The 19,238-nt window shown below is 35.0% G+C and carries 20 protein-coding genes and 2 tRNA genes; 13 read left to right on the top strand and 9 right to left on the bottom strand.

Annotated features, from left to right (window positions below; all coding sequences use genetic code 11):
- Window positions 1-262: 262 nt before the first annotated feature.
- The 3 genes from FHR29_RS13855 to FHR29_RS13845 form a co-directional block, all read right to left on the bottom strand.
- Window positions 263-335: transfer RNA gene (locus FHR29_RS13855), tRNA-Lys, on the bottom strand.
- Window positions 336-424: 89 nt separating this feature from the next.
- A complete protein-coding gene (locus FHR29_RS13850) occupies window positions 425-1,120 on the bottom strand; it encodes an SMUG2 DNA glycosylase family protein (protein WP_183915369.1) in 696 nt (231 codons plus the stop codon).
- A gap of 228 nt (window positions 1,121-1,348) precedes the next feature.
- Window positions 1,349-2,425 carry an agmatinase family protein gene (locus FHR29_RS13845; protein WP_168128181.1) on the bottom strand — a complete coding sequence of 359 codons (1,077 nt, stop codon included), beginning with the start codon at window positions 2,423-2,425 and terminating at the stop codon, window positions 1,349-1,351.
- 149 nt (window positions 2,426-2,574) lie between these two features.
- Here FHR29_RS13845 and FHR29_RS13840 point away from each other — a divergent pair, with 149 nt between their 5' ends.
- Window positions 2,575-3,009, top strand: a complete 435-nt coding sequence (locus FHR29_RS13840; protein ID WP_183915367.1) for an immunity 22 family protein — start codon at window positions 2,575-2,577, stop codon at window positions 3,007-3,009.
- 227 nt (window positions 3,010-3,236) lie between these two features.
- On the opposite strand, the gene FHR29_RS13835 is transcribed toward FHR29_RS13840, so the two are convergent.
- Window positions 3,237-3,767, bottom strand: coding sequence for an NAD(P)H-dependent oxidoreductase (locus tag FHR29_RS13835; RefSeq protein WP_183915365.1), 531 nt, complete (start codon window positions 3,765-3,767; stop codon window positions 3,237-3,239).
- 99 nt (window positions 3,768-3,866) lie between these two features.
- On the opposite strand from FHR29_RS13835, the gene FHR29_RS13830 reads away from it, so the two are divergent.
- Window positions 3,867-4,226: a helix-turn-helix domain-containing protein gene (locus tag FHR29_RS13830; protein ID WP_183915363.1), complete on the top strand. Its 360-nt coding sequence runs from the start codon at window positions 3,867-3,869 to the stop codon at window positions 4,224-4,226.
- Window positions 4,227-4,436: 210 nt separating this feature from the next.
- Here FHR29_RS13830 and FHR29_RS13825 read toward each other — a convergent pair.
- Window positions 4,437-4,512 (bottom strand) — tRNA-Lys (locus tag FHR29_RS13825).
- Between the two features lie 139 nt (window positions 4,513-4,651).
- Window positions 4,652-5,506 carry a peptide chain release factor N(5)-glutamine methyltransferase gene (gene prmC, locus FHR29_RS13820; protein ID WP_183915361.1) on the bottom strand — a complete coding sequence of 285 codons (855 nt, stop codon included), beginning with the start codon at window positions 5,504-5,506 and terminating at the stop codon, window positions 4,652-4,654.
- A gap of 204 nt (window positions 5,507-5,710) precedes the next feature.
- Here prmC and ribD point away from each other — a divergent pair, with 204 nt between their 5' ends.
- Both ribD and FHR29_RS13810 read left to right on the top strand, forming a co-directional pair.
- On the top strand, window positions 5,711-6,757 hold the full coding sequence (gene ribD / locus FHR29_RS13815) for a bifunctional diaminohydroxyphosphoribosylaminopyrimidine deaminase/5-amino-6-(5-phosphoribosylamino)uracil reductase RibD (RefSeq protein WP_168128183.1): 1,047 nt from the start codon (window positions 5,711-5,713) through the stop codon (window positions 6,755-6,757).
- A 29-nt stretch (window positions 6,758-6,786) separates the two neighbouring features.
- Complete coding sequence (locus tag FHR29_RS13810; RefSeq protein WP_168128184.1) at window positions 6,787-8,067, top strand: DUF2851 family protein; 1,281 nt, start codon at window positions 6,787-6,789, stop codon at window positions 8,065-8,067.
- A 1-nt stretch (window position 8,068) separates the two neighbouring features.
- Here FHR29_RS13810 and FHR29_RS13805 read toward each other — a convergent pair whose 3' ends face one another.
- Window positions 8,069-8,722 (bottom strand): ankyrin repeat domain-containing protein, encoded by a 654-nt coding sequence (locus FHR29_RS13805; RefSeq protein ID WP_021188140.1) that lies wholly within the window; start codon window positions 8,720-8,722, stop codon window positions 8,069-8,071.
- Window positions 8,723-9,080: 358 nt separating this feature from the next.
- On the opposite strand from FHR29_RS13805, the gene FHR29_RS13800 reads away from it, so the two are divergent.
- The 8 genes from FHR29_RS13800 to FHR29_RS13765 all read left to right on the top strand — a co-directional run bounded on the left by FHR29_RS13800 (window position 9,081) and on the right by FHR29_RS13765 (window position 15,871).
- Window positions 9,081-9,644 (top strand): UbiX family flavin prenyltransferase, encoded by a 564-nt coding sequence (locus tag FHR29_RS13800; protein ID WP_132771829.1) that lies wholly within the window; start codon window positions 9,081-9,083, stop codon window positions 9,642-9,644.
- A 234-nt stretch (window positions 9,645-9,878) separates the two neighbouring features.
- Window positions 9,879-11,147: a dihydroorotase family protein gene (locus FHR29_RS13795; RefSeq protein ID WP_132843185.1), complete on the top strand. Its 1,269-nt coding sequence runs from the start codon at window positions 9,879-9,881 to the stop codon at window positions 11,145-11,147.
- A 2-nt stretch (window positions 11,148-11,149) separates the two neighbouring features.
- Window positions 11,150-11,824 (top strand): hypothetical protein, encoded by a 675-nt coding sequence (locus FHR29_RS13790; protein WP_021188139.1) that lies wholly within the window; start codon window positions 11,150-11,152, stop codon window positions 11,822-11,824.
- On the top strand, window positions 11,824-12,420 hold the full coding sequence (locus tag FHR29_RS13785; protein WP_183915359.1) for a DUF4199 family protein: 597 nt from the start codon (window positions 11,824-11,826) through the stop codon (window positions 12,418-12,420). The genes FHR29_RS13790 and FHR29_RS13785 overlap by 1 nt, the downstream gene beginning before the upstream one ends.
- 101 nt (window positions 12,421-12,521) lie before the next feature.
- Complete coding sequence (locus FHR29_RS13780; protein WP_021188136.1) at window positions 12,522-13,472, top strand: glycosyltransferase family 2 protein; 951 nt, start codon at window positions 12,522-12,524, stop codon at window positions 13,470-13,472.
- A 9-nt stretch (window positions 13,473-13,481) separates the two neighbouring features.
- On the top strand, window positions 13,482-14,609 hold the full coding sequence (locus FHR29_RS13775; RefSeq protein WP_183915357.1) for a glycosyltransferase: 1,128 nt from the start codon (window positions 13,482-13,484) through the stop codon (window positions 14,607-14,609).
- Between the two features lie 228 nt (window positions 14,610-14,837).
- Window positions 14,838-15,110, top strand: a complete 273-nt coding sequence (locus FHR29_RS13770; RefSeq protein WP_021188135.1) for a hypothetical protein — start codon at window positions 14,838-14,840, stop codon at window positions 15,108-15,110.
- Window positions 15,107-15,871, top strand: a complete 765-nt coding sequence (locus tag FHR29_RS13765; protein WP_183915354.1) for an MBL fold metallo-hydrolase — start codon at window positions 15,107-15,109, stop codon at window positions 15,869-15,871. Before FHR29_RS13770 ends, FHR29_RS13765 begins: the two co-directional genes overlap by 4 nt.
- Window positions 15,872-15,881: 10 nt before the next feature.
- On the opposite strand, the gene FHR29_RS13760 is transcribed toward FHR29_RS13765, so the two are convergent.
- Together FHR29_RS13760 and queA are read right to left on the bottom strand one after the other, a co-directional pair.
- Window positions 15,882-16,571: a 2-C-methyl-D-erythritol 4-phosphate cytidylyltransferase gene (locus tag FHR29_RS13760; protein WP_183915352.1), complete on the bottom strand. Its 690-nt coding sequence runs from the start codon at window positions 16,569-16,571 to the stop codon at window positions 15,882-15,884.
- Between the two features lie 85 nt (window positions 16,572-16,656).
- Window positions 16,657-17,706: a tRNA preQ1(34) S-adenosylmethionine ribosyltransferase-isomerase QueA gene (gene queA / locus FHR29_RS13755; protein WP_045752934.1), complete on the bottom strand. Its 1,050-nt coding sequence runs from the start codon at window positions 17,704-17,706 to the stop codon at window positions 16,657-16,659.
- Between the two features lie 193 nt (window positions 17,707-17,899).
- Here queA and FHR29_RS13750 point away from each other — a divergent pair, with 193 nt between their 5' ends.
- The gene (locus tag FHR29_RS13750; RefSeq protein WP_132771824.1) at window positions 17,900-19,144 is read left to right on the top strand and encodes an ABC transporter permease; all 1,245 of its coding nucleotides are present in this window, start codon (window positions 17,900-17,902) and stop codon (window positions 19,142-19,144) included.
- The last annotated feature ends 94 nt before the right edge of the window (window positions 19,145-19,238 follow it).

Here is a 19,238-nt window from a genome sequence, read left to right as displayed (position 1 = left end):
CAAATTTTCTACGAAAGTAGAGGTTTGGCAGAATGAAATATTTACTATTATAGGAACGCTGGTAGATATTATAGGAACATGCGATTTTGAGTGCTTTTTTAGAATATCGTATTGAGATGATCGATATCTTGATTCCGTTGGGATTAATTACATTGCCTAATCATCTAACGCATGTCCGCAATGAAAAGCGACGAATCATCCCAACGCTTATGTTCGAATCCAGGGAAAACAAAAAAAGCCTCACATTTGTGAAGCTTTTTTGTGATCCCGCTGGGATTCGAACCCAGGACCCATACATTAAAAGTGTATTGCTCTACCAGCTGAGCTACGGAATCCTTTCTTGTTGGAAGTGTATCCCTTTTTGAAAGTGATGCAAAGATATAGTTTATAGTACTATAGTCCAAATAAAATTTATTATTTAACCCTAAGTCCCTAGTACACCGATATATTTATTTATATAATGCTCTTTATCTCGGGATTTATATTGCTGTATATAGCGTGGGTGATCTAGAATCATTAAATTTTCAAATAAATGCTCTTCTTTATTTATCTTTTCAATAAACGTTGCATTCTTTTTTCCTAATACAAATACGTTAGTTGTATCCAGGCCTAAGCTTATGTGTTTTTTTAGAGATTCGATCATAAATGGCTTAACCATTGCAAACAAGTTTCTATCATCATAATAGTTTGCATTGATCCATTTGTTTTCCTTTGTTCTGCGGACAATGGCTAATGGGAAGGGTGAATTGATGTAAAATTGTCGATAAAAAGCATGTGCACCACCAAATTCCTTAATCATGTCATAAAGAAAAACGGAAGATATTTCATGGGTATGTGCAGATTTCATGGGGATACCACAGATGTGTTCTAACCTTTTGGTGTCTGTAAATGGTACGCCTGTGACCCCTGCGCCGTGACGGCTAGGATTGATTCCTATAATAAATTTTCTAGGAGCAGTGTCGTCGTAATACTTGTTGTAAAACTTTTCCATAACGATTAAGGTCTCCGGGTTTTCAAAGTAAGGATTTAATACTCGAAAGTCATCTGGAAGATTTCCTGAGTAATGTAATTGTTTATTAAACTCAATTATTTGTGTTGCTACAGTCTTGGCGTTGTCCATACCTTGATTTTAATATTCTATTTATTCACAAATTAATTATTTTCTGAGATATGACGTATACAAATACTGACCTATCACAATTTAATAACAACAAAAGCCAATCGAAAGATTGGCTTTTGTGTTTTCTGGTAAGTGTAATTATGTAAAATGTCTACTGCTCTAATTATTTTTGAACATTATTTCAGTAGATATGATCTATTTAAATATCGTTAGTACATGCAGTTTGCTTTAAAAATTGATTTTCGATCCTACAGCAAGTTTGTTGTTTTTTGCAAATACGCCACATAAATGAAATAGAAGTCTAGCACCTACGTTACCATCCCAGTCGTCTTCTCCGGGAGCAACTTCAACTAAATCAATACCAATAATGTTTTTATCGCTATTAGCCAATCGACTTAACAAGTAAGTTGCTTGTTCATAAGACAGTCCCCCAGGTACCGGAGTTCCGGTGTTTGGACAGTACCAACGCTGTAAAGCATCAATATCAAAACTGACCGCTACATTTTCCGGTAATTGTGCTAGAATTTCATCACATTGATCTTTCCAAATTTTTCCTTCAAAGCTATTTGCTTTTAGATCTGTGTCAGTAAATACTTTTACTTTATTTGAAGTTTGAACTGCTTCCAATTCTCCTTCACTAAAATCGCGAATACCAACCTGAACGATTTTTTCCAATTGTGGAAGTTTGATCGCGTTGAACATAATTGATGCGTGAGAGTAGGTAAAACCTTCATAAGCATTGCGTAAATCCATGTGTGCATCGAAATGTAAAATTCCAAATGAATCATGGTTTTCAGCTAAAGCTTCATAATATCCCAAAGGTGTAGAATGGTCTCCGCCTAAAAGAATTACTTTCTTACCTTTATTCATCCAATACAATGAGCGTTCTTTTACTTCGTCATTGAATTGTTTGGAAGCTTTATTTATTTCTTCTAAATACCCTCTTAGTGTAACGTCATTTTCAATATCTTCACCATTTTCTAACGCCTCTATAATCGGTTGCGCTAAACTTTTATATTTTTCACTGTTTTCCGACCAGTGCGCAGGAGTTTCATCCATGAAAATTCCTAATTTCCATAAATCAGGAAATTCCTGATGCAGTAAATCAACCTGAAACGAGGCGTTTAAAATAGCATCAGGGCCATTACTAGCACCGCTTCCATAACTTACAGTTACTTCCCAAGGTGCGGGTACAACAATAATATCACTTTCTTCAGCTGTAAAGGGAAGCCCGTATATGCTTGAATCTGGTAAGCCAGGTTGTGATGGATCGAAATTTTCAATTTTTGTTTGCTTTGTCGACATGTTATGAATCACTAGTTGAACTGCAAATATAAAAAAACTTACCTGCGTTAAAAAGGATATCTTGATCCATGTTAGGGAGGGTAAATGAACAAATAAAGGTTCAGGAATTTAGGCTATCTTTACAGTCTACTAAAAGTATAAGAAATAAAATGGCAGAGCAACGTATCCATATTTGGGCAGGGACATCAAATAAAACGGAAGAACAATTTTATAAATATTTTGACCAAAGTAAATTTATTAAGGATTATAATCGATTTAAAACTGATGAAACCTACGCGAGAAATGCACCTGACTTTAATCTTCGTTCACAGTTTAGCAAAGCAATTGACAAACAGTATGATTATGATGTAGATTGGATCACTGTTTACTTTAGTCGCAAAAAAATGAGTATTCAAGCTGCTATAGAAGAACTGCCTATATGGAATGATCAAACAGAAGTAGCAATCTATCAGGCATGTGTTGATAAAGGAATTTCAACTGTGAATGCCATATTATGCTATGCCGACGCAGAGTTGATTATAGACAAACCGCTCGGAAATTACAACGACATGATCTATATTGGAAGCTTTAATATCCCTGCCTAGCATATACTAAACCAGATCAGTGTGTAATTGAGTTCGTGTTTCCTTCTAATTCTCATATCGATTAAACAGAAGAAACTAATTTTAAGATTAGCTTCTTCTGTTGAATCGGCCGGGAATGAACTTAAATTCTTTTTGAAAAGATCTAGTGGGTTAAACCAATTGAAAGACAGTGCCTATATATGCATGCAACCATTTTTGCTATGTCACTAAACAGCACAATCATTTTTTTATAGGTTATTCAGGAAATTTATATATTGGGTAACACTCTTTTCAATCCACTCCTCTGAACTATTTTGTTCAAGTCCATAATAAGCAAAGAATGGCTGATAATCGGCTTTTATATATTCAAAAGTCAATTCAAAAGGCCGGGTCAGTTCCTTTAAAGTATATTTATACTTTCCCTTAGTAGTGTACTCTTCCTCATTTATACCGATAGATAATGCCAGAGCGATCTTCTTCCCTGATACTTTGTAACCACTCTTACTTCCATATGCCCACCCATAAATAAGAACTTCATCCAGCCACTTCTTAAATAAAGGAGGACAATTGAACCAATAAAACGGAAATTGAAATACAATTTTATCATACTGCTCTATCAGTTTCTGTTCTGCAGGCACATCGATCTTCTCAGTAGGATAAACTTCGTGTAATTGATGGATGTGATATTGATCAGGATACTTTTTCAATTCTTCCATCCATCTTTTATTGATTATGGAATTTTCTGCATCGGGATGAATAACAATTACTAATGTTTTCATATGTCTTCTAATTTTAAAATTCTTATACAAAAGTAATTGATGAAGCATTAATTTTGTATGTTAGATGCTCATTGTATGGTACTATAAAAAATGTAAGTAATGACAAAAATAAAAGCAACTTCAACGAACTTTGCAAATAAGCAGGCTTTAGCAAATGAATGTTTGGAGGTTTATGCTTCTAACATAATTGGCGGTCAGTGGTCACTGGCGATCTGCTGCTATCTAATTAACGGAAAACTCCGATTTGGAGAATTGAAAAAATGTTTACCAAACATTACCGAGCGTATGCTTACCTTACAACTACGTAAGTTGGAGGAAAATAAAATTGTGAAACGAACGGTATACGCTGAAGTCCCTCCGCGCGTTGAATATGAATTAACTCCAATCGGAAATGAATTGAAACTTATTATTGATGAACTTGGAAAGTGGGGTGAAAAACATAAAACTGGAGCAATATAGTGCGGAATATTTTAGGCACAGTACAACATGGAGTTTTATCTAGGGAAAAGCTGTTGGTCATTTGTTGTACATTCTCGATGGTAGAAATGCAATTGGTGCAGTTTTACAATTACCGTATAATATCTTTAGCTTCCAGTGGATGGCAACGATCCGAATGGTTCTATTGAAATCCAGTAATAGCAAAAAAGCTTCACATTTCTGTGAAGCTTTTGGTGATCCCGCTGGGATTCGAACCCAGGACCCATACATTAAAAGTGTATTGCTCTACCAGCTGAGCTACGGAATCCTTCCTTTTTTGAAATAAATTTCGTTTTTGAAAGTGATGCAAAGGTAGAAAAAAAGGTGATATGTGCCAACTTTTAAGTTGAATATTCTTAAATTATTTTATTACTATTTGGTAATGAAATGATTAAATTTTTATCACCTTATTTTTTAGCATGTATCATTCTTGGATTTTGTTGCATATCATGATGTAATATCACTGTTTTAAACCCCTTTTTTCGTAACATATCGACTGTTTCATCCCCATAATACTGATTAATTTCAAAATATAAGTCACCTTCAGCTGTTAAATGCTTCAGGGCAAAAGAAGCTATCGTCTCATAAAATAATAAAGGAGCAGTTTCTTCCACAAAAAGAGCTAAATGCGGCTCGAATTCTAATACATTTGGATGCATTTCCTCTTTTTCTTTTGGTGTAATATAAGGAGGATTACTGACGATAATATCATATTGCTGGGATTGAAAGATATATTCCCATTCTAGGATGTCTGCATTCACAAAATTTATTGGTGCATCTAAACGGAGTGCGTTACGTTTGGCTGTGGCAATAGCTTCTTTAGAAATATCCAATGCAGAAATATGGGCTTCCGGCAAATGCTTTTTAAGTGAAATCGGTATGCAGCCGGATCCAGTTCCGATATCGATAATACGTAGAGGTGCCTGATCTCGATGATTGCGGATAATCATATCAACTAATTCCTCTGTCTCTGATCGTGGAATGAGCACAAAAGGATTGACTTCAAAAACTTCTCCATAGAAATCAGCTTTTTTCAAGATGTGCTGTATGGGTTTCTGTTTTAGCAGATCTTTTAAAATATTCGAAATGTGAGTGCTTTCCTCTTCTGACAATGTCAGTTCTTTATTTAAGCTATATTGCATTCTGGAAAGTCCTAAAACATCTTCAATAACTATATAGAAGATGTTTTTGATTTCTTCTGCGTCATAAAATGTAGCTAGGTCTTTTTGGAACAAGCTGTCGTAGGTTTGTAAATTTTCCATTGGTCAAACTTAGATAAATTTGTTTTATTTACAATTATAATTACCGCAGATATCAAACAATTTATTTGTTGAAGTCTTTTTTATTTGGAACTCATGTTGTTAAAAAATAATCAATCCTCATGTTATATTTAGAATTACTGAAGAATCAAAATTTACAATATTTCTAGTATTTTCTGTTACAGTATTGTTTTGATACTTTTGTATATGAATATGCAAGAAAGCTACATGCGGAGATGCCTGGAACTGGCCGTTCTGGGAGCAGGTACTACAAGCCCTAACCCAATGGTGGGTGCTGTTATTGTCTGTGATGACCAAATTATAGGAGAGGGTTTTACATCACCTTACGGTGGAGCTCATGCCGAAGTAAATGCTATTCAGCAGGTATTGGACCATTATGGGGATGAGGCCGCAACTAAATTAAGACAGTCAATTTTTTATGTTAGTCTTGAACCCTGTGCACATTATGGTAAGACACCACCTTGTGCAAATCTTATTGCAAGATACAAGCCTAAAAAAGTATATATAGCATGTTTAGATCCATTCGCCAAAGTGAACGGTAAGGGTGCAGAGATTTTAAAAAATGCAGGAATAGCTATTGAGATCGGACTATTAGAACAGGAGGCTTTGTGGTTAAATCGCAGATTTTTGACACGTGTTCAAAAAAATCGCCCTTATGTTATTCTCAAATGGGCAGAAAGTGCAGACGGGTATCTTGGAAAAGAAGGGGAGCAAGTGTGGATTAGTAATGTGGCGAGTAAGCAGTTGGTTCATAAATGGCGAGCTGAGGAAGATGCAATTTTAGTGGGTGCTAAGACTGCATTGGTTGATAATCCTAGCTTGACCGTACGCGAGTGGAATGGAAAAAATCCGAAACGTATATTGATAGATAAATTACTTTCCGTTCCCGCTGAAGCTGCGATTTTTAACGATGAAGCTGAAACCATTATTTTTAATGCTTTGAAGACGGAATGGTCTGGTCATAATAAGTATATCGAATTGGAAAATTATGATTGGTATCTTCCTCAAAATATTTTGTATCAATTGTATTTAATGGATGTGCAATCTATTATTATTGAGGGTGGAGCAAAGACATTGTCCCTATTTATTGAAGCTAATCTGTGGGATGAGGCTAGGGTTTTTAAAAGTAAACGTACTTTGGATGGCGGGATAAAAGCCCCGCAGGTAAAAGGTGAATTGAAAGAAATTATGAAAATTTCGGATGATCAATTGGAAATTATCGTAAATATATAAACTTTAAATTATTTGATTATCTTTAGGTTATGGCTATTCCTGAAGATCTTTTGCAATTCATATGGAGGTTGCGTCTGTATCACACAGATCAATTAAAAACCGTAAATGGCGAATCCATCCAAGTTTTACATGTAGGTGAACATAATGACAATGCAGGACCAGATTTCTTGTTTTCAAAAACCCGTATCGGAAGTGAGTTGTGGACAGGTAATGTGGAGATTCATGTCAGATCATCAGATTGGTTTCTACATGGACATCAAAAAGATGCAAAATATGCAAATGTAATTTTACATGTTGTGTGGGATCATGATCAAGAAGTGTTTCATGAAGATGGCTCCCTTGTTCCAACACTCAGGCTGTCGGATTATGTTTCTGAAGAATTACTGAGACAATATCAGCGTTTAATGGATGGGCAACGTTGGATTCCCTGTGAAAGTCAGATACTTCATTTAGATAGTTTTAAAGTGGAGAGCTGGGTGGAGCGTATGGCAGTAGAAAGAATGGAAGATAAGTCAAGACTGATACTTGAATTACTGCAAAAATTTGATGGAGATTGGGAGAAAATATTTTTCATATGGCTGTTTCGAAGTTTCGGATTTAAAGTAAATGCAGAAGCTTTTCAGGCTTTAGGCGAGCAATTGTCAAATTTATTATTGCTGAAATATAGGACAGATATCAGTAAATTGGAAGCTATGATTTTTGGTCAGGCGGGTTTTTTAAATTCTACTTTTGACGAAGCATATCCTCTACAATTACAAAAGGAATATCTTTATCTTAAAAAAGCCTATTCCTTAAAAGAAACTCATTTTCCACTGCTTTTTTCACGGATGCGACCTCACAATTTTCCCACTATTCGAATAGCTCAATTAGCCAGTTTGTTACAAAATGAAAGTGTTCGTCTACAAGGAATCTTAGCGATTGAAAATTTAAGTGAATTTAGATCGCTACTTAATAATATAAGGGTTACTCATTACTGGAAGACTCATTTTAGTTTTGCGAAGCAATCCTTAGCGACTAGTGATCATAGTTTAAGTGAAATGAGTCAAAATAGCTTGATTATTAATGCATTTATTGCATTAACATTTTCTTATGGGGCTTACTTTAAGCTGGAAGATTTGAAAGAAAAGGCAATGCGATGGCTAGAAGAATTACCAACTGAAAGAAATAATATTATTCAAAAATTTGAAGATATAGGGGTTAATGCGTGGCATGCGGCACATTCACAAGGTTTGTTGCATATAAAAAGGAAGTATTGCGATTCAAAACAATGCTTACGTTGTGGGATTGGCTTAGAATTGCTCCGGCGTTAGTTTACATATCCTTAAGTATTGTTGCAATATCACTGTAGCCTTTTGAGGCAGCGAGATCTGATGCTGTTTTGTTATTGGAGTTCTTTAATTCAATAATAGCTCCATGTTCAAGGAGTAAAACGATAATTTCAATATTTCCTTGTTGTGCTGCTAAATGCAATGGGGTAAGACCTGTTTGCTGTCTGTTGTTAACATTTGCTCCAGCTTCAATAAGTAGCTTTGTAATTGCCGTGTTTTTATTTAGAAGAGCAATGTGAAGCGGGTAGAGATGTTCCTCATTTTGGGTAGGGATATCAGGATTGGCTTTATGTGCAAGTAATAGACGAACAACATCTTCTTTATTAAAATGGGTCGCTAAAGCGAGGGCAGAATAACCATGTGTGGAGACCTCATTAACAACTGAAGGTAACTGTTTAATCATCGCTTCAATATAATTATCCAAGCCGGCAGCCACTGCTTCATGAATATTTAAGCCTTGATTGTGCTGAAGAAGAACGCGGATAATTTGAGGTTTATGAAAATAGCAAGCTAGTAATAAAGGCGAAATGCCGTGACTTGTTTCTTCTAAGATTAAGGCTGGGTTGCTTGTTAAAAGCAAATCTAAATCTCTACTATTTCCAGATTCGATGTATTGTTCTAATATACTTAAACTCATTTTCTAGTATTATACGATCTTAACGGTAACTAAAATAGAAAAAAAAAGTGATGAAAATCTGGATTTATAAAAGAAATGTACAGATTATTTTTTATTAATAATCATTGGTTGTGCATGTAGATAACCTTGTTAAGTTTTAATTTATCAGGCTTTTAGGTAATGAATAAGGTGTTTTTAATTATTTTTAGGAATATAGTTGTAACAATTATTCTTTTTTTTAAAAAATCCTTTAAAATATTCACACTTATGGTATATTTGTATACGCCCCTCCCAAGGGTTTGTTTTTCATAGGTAGATGTAGGGTCGAATATTCCTTATTCGACCCTTTTTTATAGCTTTGTTTTATTAAAAGGAAATTATGTCTAGAAAAATTGTAGTAGCAATAACAGGAGCAAGCGGTTCCATCTATGCTAAGGTTCTGCTAAATCGACTGATGGAATTAAAAGATCAGATCAGTGAAGTGGGAGTAGTAATGTCAGACAATGCCAAAGTTGTGTGGCAGGAGGAGTTGCAAAATAAAGATTATGAACAATTCCCTTTCCAGTTTTACAGTAAAAATGATTTTTTTGCGCCATTTGCTTCGGGATCTGCACGATTTGACACGATGATTATCTGTCCTTGTTCAATGGGGACTTTAGCACGTATCGCGCATGGTATCTCTTCTGATTTAACAACAAGGGCAGCTGATGTCATATTGAAAGAACGTAGAAAATTAATTTTAGTAACTAGAGAAACACCTTTAAGTCATATTCATATTCAAAATATGAAAGTTGTTACTGATGCAGGTGGTATTATCTGCCCGGCATCACCGTCGTTTTACAGTTTGCCAAAAACTTTTGATGAATTGGCAGGTACAGTCGTGGATCGGGTGTTGAGTCTGGCTGGTTTTAATTTTAATCATTATCAGTGGGGAACAGAATAGCGATAGCTACGTGAATATTTTCTAAAATTCAATGGAGAATCGATAGTATTTTGTAACTTTGTTTTTTGAAATGAAGCAGTCTAAAGCTACACGTATTAAAAATAATCCTTCCTCTAATTTTCAAAGAGAAAACTCGCTATTTTTATTGAATTCTACTAAGGAAAGAGTATTAGTGTGCTTTAAAATTGCGCGTACTTACTATTCAAATCCAATAAATTTCAACTTCTTAAGCATATGAAAAGCGTATTAATTACTTCTGTCAAAGTGGTTTTGCCGGGAAATGAATTTGATCAACAGGTGGTTGATGTATTCATTGAAAAAGGAAAGATTTCCAAAATTGCAAATTCCATTGAAGTCGCTGATAAAAATATAGAAATATTCGATGGTTCAGGAAATATCCTTTCTATAGGTTTCTTTGACCTAAATGCTAATTTTGGTGAGCCAGGTTTGGAAACCAAAGAAGATATTACTTCTGGATCGGCAGCTGCCGCCGCTGGAGGGTACACTGCTGTTGCTGTGATGCCCAATACGCAACCGGCAATCCAAAGCAGGGCTGAAGTCGCTTTAATTGTCAATATTGCAAAAGGTAATTTGGTAGATATTTTACCGATCGGAGCAGTGAGTAAAAATCGCGAAGGTCATGAAATGGCTGAGTTGTATGATATGAAACAGACTGGTGCCATTGCTTTTAGTGATGGTAATAAAAGTATGCAGCATGCTGGTTTAATGAGCCGTGCATTATTATATGCGCGCGGATTTGGAGGCTTAATCATTGCTCATCCAGAAGATGCTTCAATGGCGGGAGGTAATAAAATGAACGAAGGGGTGATGAGTACTTATTTAGGTATGAAAGGTATTCCTAATCTTGCAGAGTCTTTGATGGTTTCTCGTGACCTTTATCTAGCTGAATATGCCGAGTCACCTATTCACTTTACTACGATAAGTACAGCCGAAGCGGTAGATTTGATAAAAAAGGCAAAAGCAAAAGGAATTCAGGTTACCTGTGATGTTGCCGCACATCAATTGGTTTTTACTGACGATGAAATTGTTGATTTTGATAGTAATTATAAAGTAAGTCCCCCGTTGCGTACCAAATCCGATGCAAAAGCGTTAATAAAAGGATTGAAGGATGGTGTTATTGATGCTGTTGTTTCACAACATACTCCGCATGAAATTGAATTTAAAAATGTTGAATTTCATATCGCAAAAAATGGTATAATTGGTTTACAGACTGTTTTACCTCTTTTAATCAAAGCAGGATTAAACGAACAACAGATAGTTGAAAAATTAGCTGTAAATTCACGACGGGTAGTTGGATTAACTTTGCCTGAAATAAAAGAGGGTGAAGTGGCCAATTTGGTGCTATTCAGTATGAATGAAAATTGGATTTTTGATCAAGAATCAAACAGATCCAAATCTAGAAATAGTCCTTTGTTCGGAAAAGAGTTAAAAGGGAAAGTTAAATTAGTGATCAATAATGGTCAAATCATAAAAAATGCTTAATAATGGAAGCGAATATTAAAGCGGCTGTTGCTGCAGGGATTAATACCTACGGTAGAGTAGATAACATCGAAACAAAATCAGAATTTTTAACAAAAGTTGAGCATGTTTTTGATACCGATGGAAAATATATCGATAAATTGGCTTTATTGGATGAAGCTTTTGATGACTATCCACTATTTGATGAGTTAAGAGAAGTATATGTCGATCTGTTATTGATGAACTTTTTTTCTATTGATATTCAAAAATTAGAAGAAGATTATTTGGAGTCTGAAGAATGGGAGAAAATCGAAGATGAAACAATAGATCGCGGTACAGAACTATTGAATATATTTTTATACTTACGTGAATGTAAAGATGATGAGATTGATCCTGATTTAGATGATTACTTGAAGGAGTTTTTATTGGTTGATGAAGATGAGTTTCAAGATGAGCATGAGATTTATGAAGATATCATTGCCAATCAAATTTTAGTAGAAAGTACATATGCAGAAATTGCAAAAACTGCAAAAACAATCAATCCATCAAGTGAGGTTTATGAGCTATTTTATGCAATCATAAGTTTCTTCAGTGAGATTAACCCTAAAGATGCGCAGTTTGAAGAGTATGAATCTCACAGCGAAAACAAAGCTTTCGATGCAGCTCTTTATCAAATTATTACTAACTTTTACAAGGGCTAATGGAAGTTGGTGTTGACAAAAATAGTAAGATTACAAGTATCCTATATGGTTTTGGCTTGGGGGTGATTTCATTTTTCTTAGGATTATGTTCCATTTATGTAGTAAAGCCATTAGAAGGATCAGCCTTATTGCAGTACAGCAATCCATTTTTTAATTTTATTTTATTTTTAGGTGTGACGGTTTTAATAACCTTTGCGTTACGAAAAAAAATGGGAGGTATCTGGGACTTTAGTAAGGCGTTGAAATGTATTTACATCATGCTTGTAATTAATCATTTAGTCGCTTCAGTAAGTACCTTTACCTATTTAAAATATGTAGAACCAACTCTTCAGGAAGAAAATTTTCATGTAATGATGAATGCTCGGATTGAAAGTATGGAAAGAAGTACAGGTTTTGCCAGTGAAGAAGAAAAGCAAAAAACAATAGATGTAAGCATTGAACAAATGGAGAAAGATAATGAATCGGTTGCAAACATGACTTTGGGCGCTCGTGCAAAAGGTTTTATTATCACCTTACTTCCTTATTTTTTGTTTGCCCTAATGTTAGCTGCTTTGACAAAAAATGGTCAAAAAGCTAGCAGTAATCCTGCTGTTTAAAAAGGATAAATTTTAAAAAATCATTACGTTAAGGTGTTGTCAGAATGACGATACCTTAACTTGTTTATAAAGCAAATATATTGACAATGATCAACGTACATATGGATATTTCAGTTGTTGTTCCCCTTCTTAATGAAGAAGAATCTTTACCAGAGCTAACCTCATGGATAGACCGTGTGATGGCTAAACACCAGTTTTCTTATGAAATTATTTTAGTTGATGACGGAAGCAAGGATAAATCATGGGCTATAATTGAAGAATTAAAAAAGAGTAATAACAATATTTCAGCAATAAAATTTAGACGTAATTACGGTAAATCTGCTGCTTTAAATGTTGGCTTTGCAGCAGCTCAAGGTGATGTGGTAATTACAATGGATGCCGATTTACAGGATAGTCCTGATGAAATTCCGGAATTGTATGATCGTATAATGAATAAAGGGGCAGATCTAGTTTCTGGATGGAAACAGAAACGCTATGATCCACTTACAAAGACATTACCTACTAAACTGTTCAATGCTGTGACAAGAGGTATGTCGGGAATTAATAATTTGCATGATTTTAATTGTGGATTGAAAGCATATCGTAAAGATGTTGTTAAAAACATTGAAGTGTATGGAGAAATGCATCGTTACATTCCTGTTATAGCGAAATGGGCAGGTTTTACCAATATTCAAGAACAGGTTGTACAGCATTATCCAAGAAAATACGGTACAACCAAATTTGGTGCAGGTCGTTTTGTAAAGGGTTTTCTTGATTTATTATCCATATTTTTTGTTGGAAAATTTGCTAAACGTCCTATGCACTTCTTTGGTGTAATGGGTGTAGTGAGTTTTTTAGTAGGTCTTATTATTACTTTATACTTGATCTGTCACAAATTGATGAGTATCGCCGCTGGGACACCATTTAGAGATGTCACAGATCAGCCGATGTTTTTTTTATCACTGACAGCGATTATCATTGGTTCACAATTGTTTCTAACCGGTTTTTTGGCAGAATTGGTTTCGAGAAACAGTACAGATCGTAATAATTATCAGATCGAGAAAGTAATATAATTAATAGAAATGCGCATTGTTATCTTAGGATCTGCATATCCATTAAGAGGAGGGGGGATAGCTTCATTTAATGAACGATTGGCCGAGCATTATCAGCAATTGGGACATGAAGTGGATATTTATTCTTTTTCACTCCAGTATCCAAATTTTTTATTTCCTGGTAAATCGCAATTTTCAGATGAGTCCGCACCAAATGGATTACGAATTTTTTCAAAGGTGAATTCTGTCAATCCTTTTAACTGGATTAAAATAGGACTAGAACTAAAGAAAGCAAATTATGATCTCTTAATCGTGCGCTTCTGGATGCCTTTCTTTGGGCCCTGCCTTGGAACGATTCAAAGAATTGTACGTCAAAACAAACACACAAAAGTAGTATGTATTGCTGATAATATCATTCCACATGAACATCGGATTGGAGATCAAATATTAGCGAAATACTTCTTAAATGCTGTTGATGGTTGCGTTACGATGAGTAGAAGTGTTTTGGATGATTTAAAAGAGATCAATTCTAAGATACCTGCAACTTATACACCACATCCTTTATACGATAACTATGGTCCTAGCATTAGTCTAGAACAAGCTAGAGCAGCGCTGAAGATACCAGTGGAAGACAAAGTTGTCTTGTTTTTTGGTTTTATACGCCAGTATAAAGGATTGGATATGCTTTTGGAAGCGTTAGGAAAAGTAGAACTTCAGGAGTTAAATGTAAAATTATTGTTAGCTGGAGAGTTTTATGGAGATGAGGATCTTTACCAGTCACTAATTCAAAAATACGGTTTGCAAGACCGTATTTATCTCCACACTTCCTTTATTCCGAATGATGAAGTTGGTAAATATTTCTGTGCAGCCGATGTTGTCGTATTACCATATAGAACTGCCACACAAAGCGGTATTACCCAAGTAGCCTATCACTTTGATCTTCCTATGATCGTTACTCGAGTAGGCGGACTGCCAGAACTGGTGCACGATGGACTCGTTGGTACCGTTGTCGAACCTAATATAGCAGAAATTGCAAAAGGAATAGCATCTTTTTATAATCAAAATAAAGGAAGTGTCTTTCGTGAAAATATGAAAGAGGAAAAGAAAAAATATAGCTGGGATATCTTTGGTGAAGAAATAATTCGATTGGCGAAGTAATCTTTAAAATTTAATGTATAAAGCGTTTCATATACAATTATTTAGGGACTGATTGCTAATTATTTCCAGCCAGATTTATCAGAAAAATCAGAATTGTATAGGCAATCAACAATGATAAAAGTGCTTTGCAACCTGTACATTTCCTGTTCAATTGGAGGTAATTGTATTGCAAATCTGAGCAAATTTATCTAAGTTTGAATATAGGCACAAGCATAAATAAGGGAAAAATTGGTAGCATATACACAAGGAAGTTTAGATAAGATCGAAGAACTTTTTAAGGATCAGGGATATAGGGTGAGGTACGAGAAAGGGACTTTTAAGACAGGAGCGTGTGTGTTACAGAGTTCACTTGTAGTTGTCGTGAATAAGTTTTCTAATTTAGAGATGAAAATTCAGTCCTTGATGGCTATTTTAACTGAAATCGACATCGATCAATCACGCGTTAATGAGAAGCACCTTACTATTTATACACAAATTACTAAACTAAAATCAAAACGTTGATAGTCAAATTTTTAGGAACTGGAACTTCGCAGGGTGTACCTGTGATCGCTTGTCAATGTGCTGTTTGTTTATCAAATAGTCATTTTGATAAACGTCTTCGTTCCTCTATTTTGATTAGTTATGACGATAGAAACATTGTCGTAGATACGGGGCCAGATTTTAGATATCAAATGCTACGCGAGCATGTGATGCATATGGATGCGGTATTAATGACACATTCACATAAAGATCATATCGCAGGTCTTGATGATGTTAGAGCATTTAATTTTAAGCAACAGTCTTCCATAGATATTTATGGTACAGATGTTCTTCATGATGCGTTAAGAAGAGAATTTTACTATGCTTTTTCTGGAGTAAAATACCCTGGGATACCGCGTTTAGAATTAGTGGAAATTGAAGCATTAAAACCATTTCAATTGTTTGGAAAGGAAATTCTTCCTTTGGAAGTGATGCATTATCAAATGCCTGTATTAGGTTTCAGAATAGACGATTTTGCGTATATTACAGATGCAAAGACCGTATCCGATTTAACAAAAGAAAAACTTCAGGGATTGAAAGTTTTAGTTATAAATGCTTTACAAAAAGAAAGCCATGTTTCGCATATGACTTTGGATGAAGCTGTAGCTTTTGCTCAAGAAATAGGAGCTGAACAAACTTATCTAACACATATTGGTCATCGAATGGGGCTGCATAAAGATGTTGTGAAGGAACTTCCTGCAAATATTACTTTAGCTTACGATCAACTTGAGATCAGGGTGTAATTATACACTTCTATACTTTTGAGTAGATCTGTGCAATTACCAGATCCTCAGGATAAGTTATCTTAATGTTTTTATAATCACCAATCACAATATGAATAGGTATACCTAATCTTTCCACAACGGAAGCATCATCTGTAAAAGTCGCCTCTTCATCCTGTTCATAAGCTGTTTCTAATAAACCTCCTTCAAAAATCTGAGGTGTCTGTACAAGCCAAATATGATTACGATCAATTGCATAGTTGGTATCTGCTGTCGTCATACGAACAGAATCAGTACACGAACGAGCAACGATTACCGCTTTAGAAACCTTCACTTGTTCAAAGGCCAGATCAATTGTATTGGTGGCTATTAAAGGTCTCGCCGCGTCATGTACAGCGATAGCAATTTCCTGTAAATTTAGTTGCTTTTTTTTGATAAATGCAATTCCATTTTTGACCGTCTGAAATCTGGTTTCTCCTCCATAAGTAATATCATGAGGAATAGTGAACTTGTATTCTTGACAAAGAGATTTCCAAAAATACTCCATTGCTGGATCAATCGCTATGATGATATGGGGTTGTTTGGTACTTGTATAGAACTTCTCTATCGTATGCATCAAGACTGGTTTCCCGTTCATCAATAGATATTGTTTCGGTAAATCTGACTGCATACGACTACCTTTGCCAGCCGCAACTATTAAAACAAAGCTTTGATCGATCATGGGTTATGATGAATATAAAAGGATTGAAAACAAAAAACGTGGATAAATATACTATTTATCCACGTCTATATTTTTTAATTGTCGATTAGATAATCAACATGGCATCGCCATAACTGTAAAATCTGTATTTTTCTTTAACCGCTTGTTCATAAGCATTCATAACGTGTTCGTAACCACCAAAAGCAGCAATCATTACTAATAAAGTAGATTCTGGAGTATGGAAATTCGTAATCATTGAGTTTGCAATACTGAAATCGTATGGCGGATAAATAAATTTACTCGTCCAATCGTTCGCTGGTTTTAAGTGACGATCAGCAGAAACAGCCGATTCGATTGCGCGCATTGAAGTCGTTCCTACGGCACAAACTCTTCTTTTTAAGTCAATAGCTTTATTTACTGTTTTAGCAGCTTCTTCAGTGATGATAAACTGCTCAGAATCCATTTTGTGTTTTGTTAAATCTTCAACTTCAACCGTTCTGAAAGTTCCCAATCCAACATGTAAAGTTACTTCAGCAAAATCAACACCTTTTAGTTCCAAACGTTTCATCAACTCGCGAGAGAAGTGAAGACCTGCAGTTGGTGCTGCAACAGCTCCTTCATTTTTAGCATAAATTGTTTGATAACGAAATTTATCCTCAGGTGTTGCTTTACGAGTAATGTATTTTGGAAGTGGAGTTTCACCCAAAATCTCAATATTACGACGGAATTCTTCATCAGTTCCATCAAATAAGAAACGGATTGTACGTCCACGTGAAGTCGTGTTGTCAACAACTTCAGCAACTAATAAATCATCATCTCCAAAGTAAAGTTTATTTCCTACACGGATTTTTCGAGCTGGATCAACCAATACATCCCATAAACGAAGTTCTTTGTTTAATTCACGTAACAAGAAAACTTCGATTGTAGCACCAGTTTTTTCTTTATTGCCATATAGACGCGCCGGAAAAACTTTTGTATTATTTAAAATCATGACATCTTTGTCATCAAAATAATCTAATACATCTTTAAAAATTTTATGCTCAATTTTACCAGTATCACGGTGTAAAACCATTAAGCGTGATTCGTCACGATTTTCAGTTGGTTCAGACGCCAAAAGAGACTCTGGTAAGTTGAATTTAAATTGAGATAACTTCATCTTTAATATTGATATTTTAAATGATTGCCTTTTATATGTATTTAAGTTCCCTATAACAGACTTATTGGAACATAAATAAGCATACAAAGGTAGTCAATTTTTTAGTTAAAAGGGAGTTTCTTTCTGGATTAAATTGATTAATGAATTGATTTTGACATAAAATCAAAACTTAATTGTAATTTAGAACCTGAATATGCTAGCAATAGGTCTCATTAAGGAAAGTGCAAAATTCGCACTGTCGGCGCTAAAAGATAACCGCACACGTACTTTATTGTCCTTATTAGGGGTGACAATAGGTATTTTAACGATTATTGGTGTTTTTTCAGCCGTTGATACATTACGAAATAATATTGAAGATTCTGTTAAAAAAATAGGATCAAATACATTATATGTTCAGAAATGGCCTTGGACTGGAGGTCCCGATTTCCCTTGGTGGAAATATCTCAATAGACCAGAACCAAAGTACGAGGATTATTTAATGCTGAAAGAACGTATAACGACAGCAGATAAAATTGCCTATATGATTGATATCGGTAATTCTACGATTAAATATAAAAATAATAACGCCTCAGGAGTGTCTATTTCAGCAGGTACACAGGATCAGTACAGTATTCAGAATTTGAATGTTGAAAAAGGTAGATATTTTGTCGAAAGCGAAACCCGTGCAGGGTCATTAGTGACTGTTTTAGGTGCTGTCATCGCAGAGGGACTTTTCCCAAATAGTGATCCTCTGGGAAAATATGTCAACATGCTGGGAAGGAAGGTACAGGTAATTGGTGTATTAAAGAAGGAAGGGGAAGGAGTTCTAATCAACACTTCTCCTGATAATAGTGCATTTATTCCCTTTGAGCTTGCTCGAAATCTAGTTAATTACGATAATTTTTCACCAAGTATTGCTGTTCGAGTGATGTCAAAGTATTCTTTAGCAGAAGCTGAAAGTGAAATTAAAGTTTTAATGCGTTCAATTCACCGCATTTCTCCACAACGAGAGGACGATTTTTCAATTAATCAAACAACCATGATAACTTCACAACTGGATAAAATGTTTGGCATTGTAAATCTAGCCGGTTTCTGTATTGGAATCTTCTCCATATTGGTAGGCGGATTCGGTATAGCCAATATTATGTTTGTGAGTGTCAAAGAACGTACACATATTATTGGTATTCAAAAGGCATTAGGAGCTAAGAACTTTTTTATATTGTCTCAATTTTTGATCGAATCAATTGTGCTCTGTCTTTTAGGTGGTGCTATTGGCTTATCTATCGTGTTTCTGATCACATTATTGGTTAAAATTGGTACTGGGTTAGCAATTGTCGTGAGTATAAAGATGGTACTCTTGACGGTCTTTATTTCGACGTTAATTGGTTTGATATCAGGTATTGTTCCGGCTTTAATGGCTTCTAGATTAGATCCGGTGGAAGCAATCCGTAGCAAATAAGCTATAAAATGAAATTAAGTTTATTCTTTACCACATGATGTAGCGAGTTTTTGTATTATTTATCGTAATTTAAGTTCAGCTTAAACTGATTAAA

Source organism: Sphingobacterium sp. JUb56 (assembly GCF_014191365.1).
Taxonomy (GTDB): domain Bacteria; phylum Bacteroidota; class Bacteroidia; order Sphingobacteriales; family Sphingobacteriaceae; genus Sphingobacterium; species Sphingobacterium anhuiense.
The sequence above is the reverse complement of the archived record's forward strand: the minus strand, read 5'-3'. Positions and strand labels throughout refer to the sequence as shown.

Coding starts and splice junctions, on each gene's coding strand:
- FHR29_RS13845 (WP_168128181.1), bottom strand. CDS start 2,425: ATGTCGACAAAGCAAACAAAAATTGAAAATTTCGATCCATCACAACCT.
- FHR29_RS13760 (WP_183915352.1), bottom strand. CDS start 16,571: ATGATCGATCAAAGCTTTGTTTTAATAGTTGCGGCTGGCAAAGGTAGT.
- FHR29_RS13835 (WP_183915365.1), bottom strand. CDS start 3,767: ATGAAAACATTAGTAATTGTTATTCATCCCGATGCAGAAAATTCCATA.
- FHR29_RS13750 (WP_132771824.1), top strand. CDS start 17,900: ATGCTAGCAATAGGTCTCATTAAGGAAAGTGCAAAATTCGCACTGTCG.
- FHR29_RS13810 (WP_168128184.1), top strand. CDS start 6,787: ATGGCTATTCCTGAAGATCTTTTGCAATTCATATGGAGGTTGCGTCTG.
- FHR29_RS13790 (WP_021188139.1), top strand. CDS start 11,150: ATGGAAGCGAATATTAAAGCGGCTGTTGCTGCAGGGATTAATACCTAC.
- queA (WP_045752934.1), bottom strand. CDS start 17,706: ATGAAGTTATCTCAATTTAAATTCAACTTACCAGAGTCTCTTTTGGCG.
- prmC (WP_183915361.1), bottom strand. CDS start 5,506: ATGGAAAATTTACAAACCTACGACAGCTTGTTCCAAAAAGACCTAGCT.
- FHR29_RS13800 (WP_132771829.1), top strand. CDS start 9,081: ATGTCTAGAAAAATTGTAGTAGCAATAACAGGAGCAAGCGGTTCCATC.
- FHR29_RS13840 (WP_183915367.1), top strand. CDS start 2,575: ATGGCAGAGCAACGTATCCATATTTGGGCAGGGACATCAAATAAAACG.
- FHR29_RS13780 (WP_021188136.1), top strand. CDS start 12,522: ATGGATATTTCAGTTGTTGTTCCCCTTCTTAATGAAGAAGAATCTTTA.
- FHR29_RS13775 (WP_183915357.1), top strand. CDS start 13,482: ATGCGCATTGTTATCTTAGGATCTGCATATCCATTAAGAGGAGGGGGG.
- FHR29_RS13850 (WP_183915369.1), bottom strand. CDS start 1,120: ATGGACAACGCCAAGACTGTAGCAACACAAATAATTGAGTTTAATAAA.
- FHR29_RS13785 (WP_183915359.1), top strand. CDS start 11,824: ATGGAAGTTGGTGTTGACAAAAATAGTAAGATTACAAGTATCCTATAT.
- FHR29_RS13830 (WP_183915363.1), top strand. CDS start 3,867: ATGACAAAAATAAAAGCAACTTCAACGAACTTTGCAAATAAGCAGGCT.
- FHR29_RS13795 (WP_132843185.1), top strand. CDS start 9,879: ATGAAAAGCGTATTAATTACTTCTGTCAAAGTGGTTTTGCCGGGAAAT.
- ribD (WP_168128183.1), top strand. CDS start 5,711: ATGAATATGCAAGAAAGCTACATGCGGAGATGCCTGGAACTGGCCGTT.
- FHR29_RS13805 (WP_021188140.1), bottom strand. CDS start 8,722: ATGAGTTTAAGTATATTAGAACAATACATCGAATCTGGAAATAGTAGA.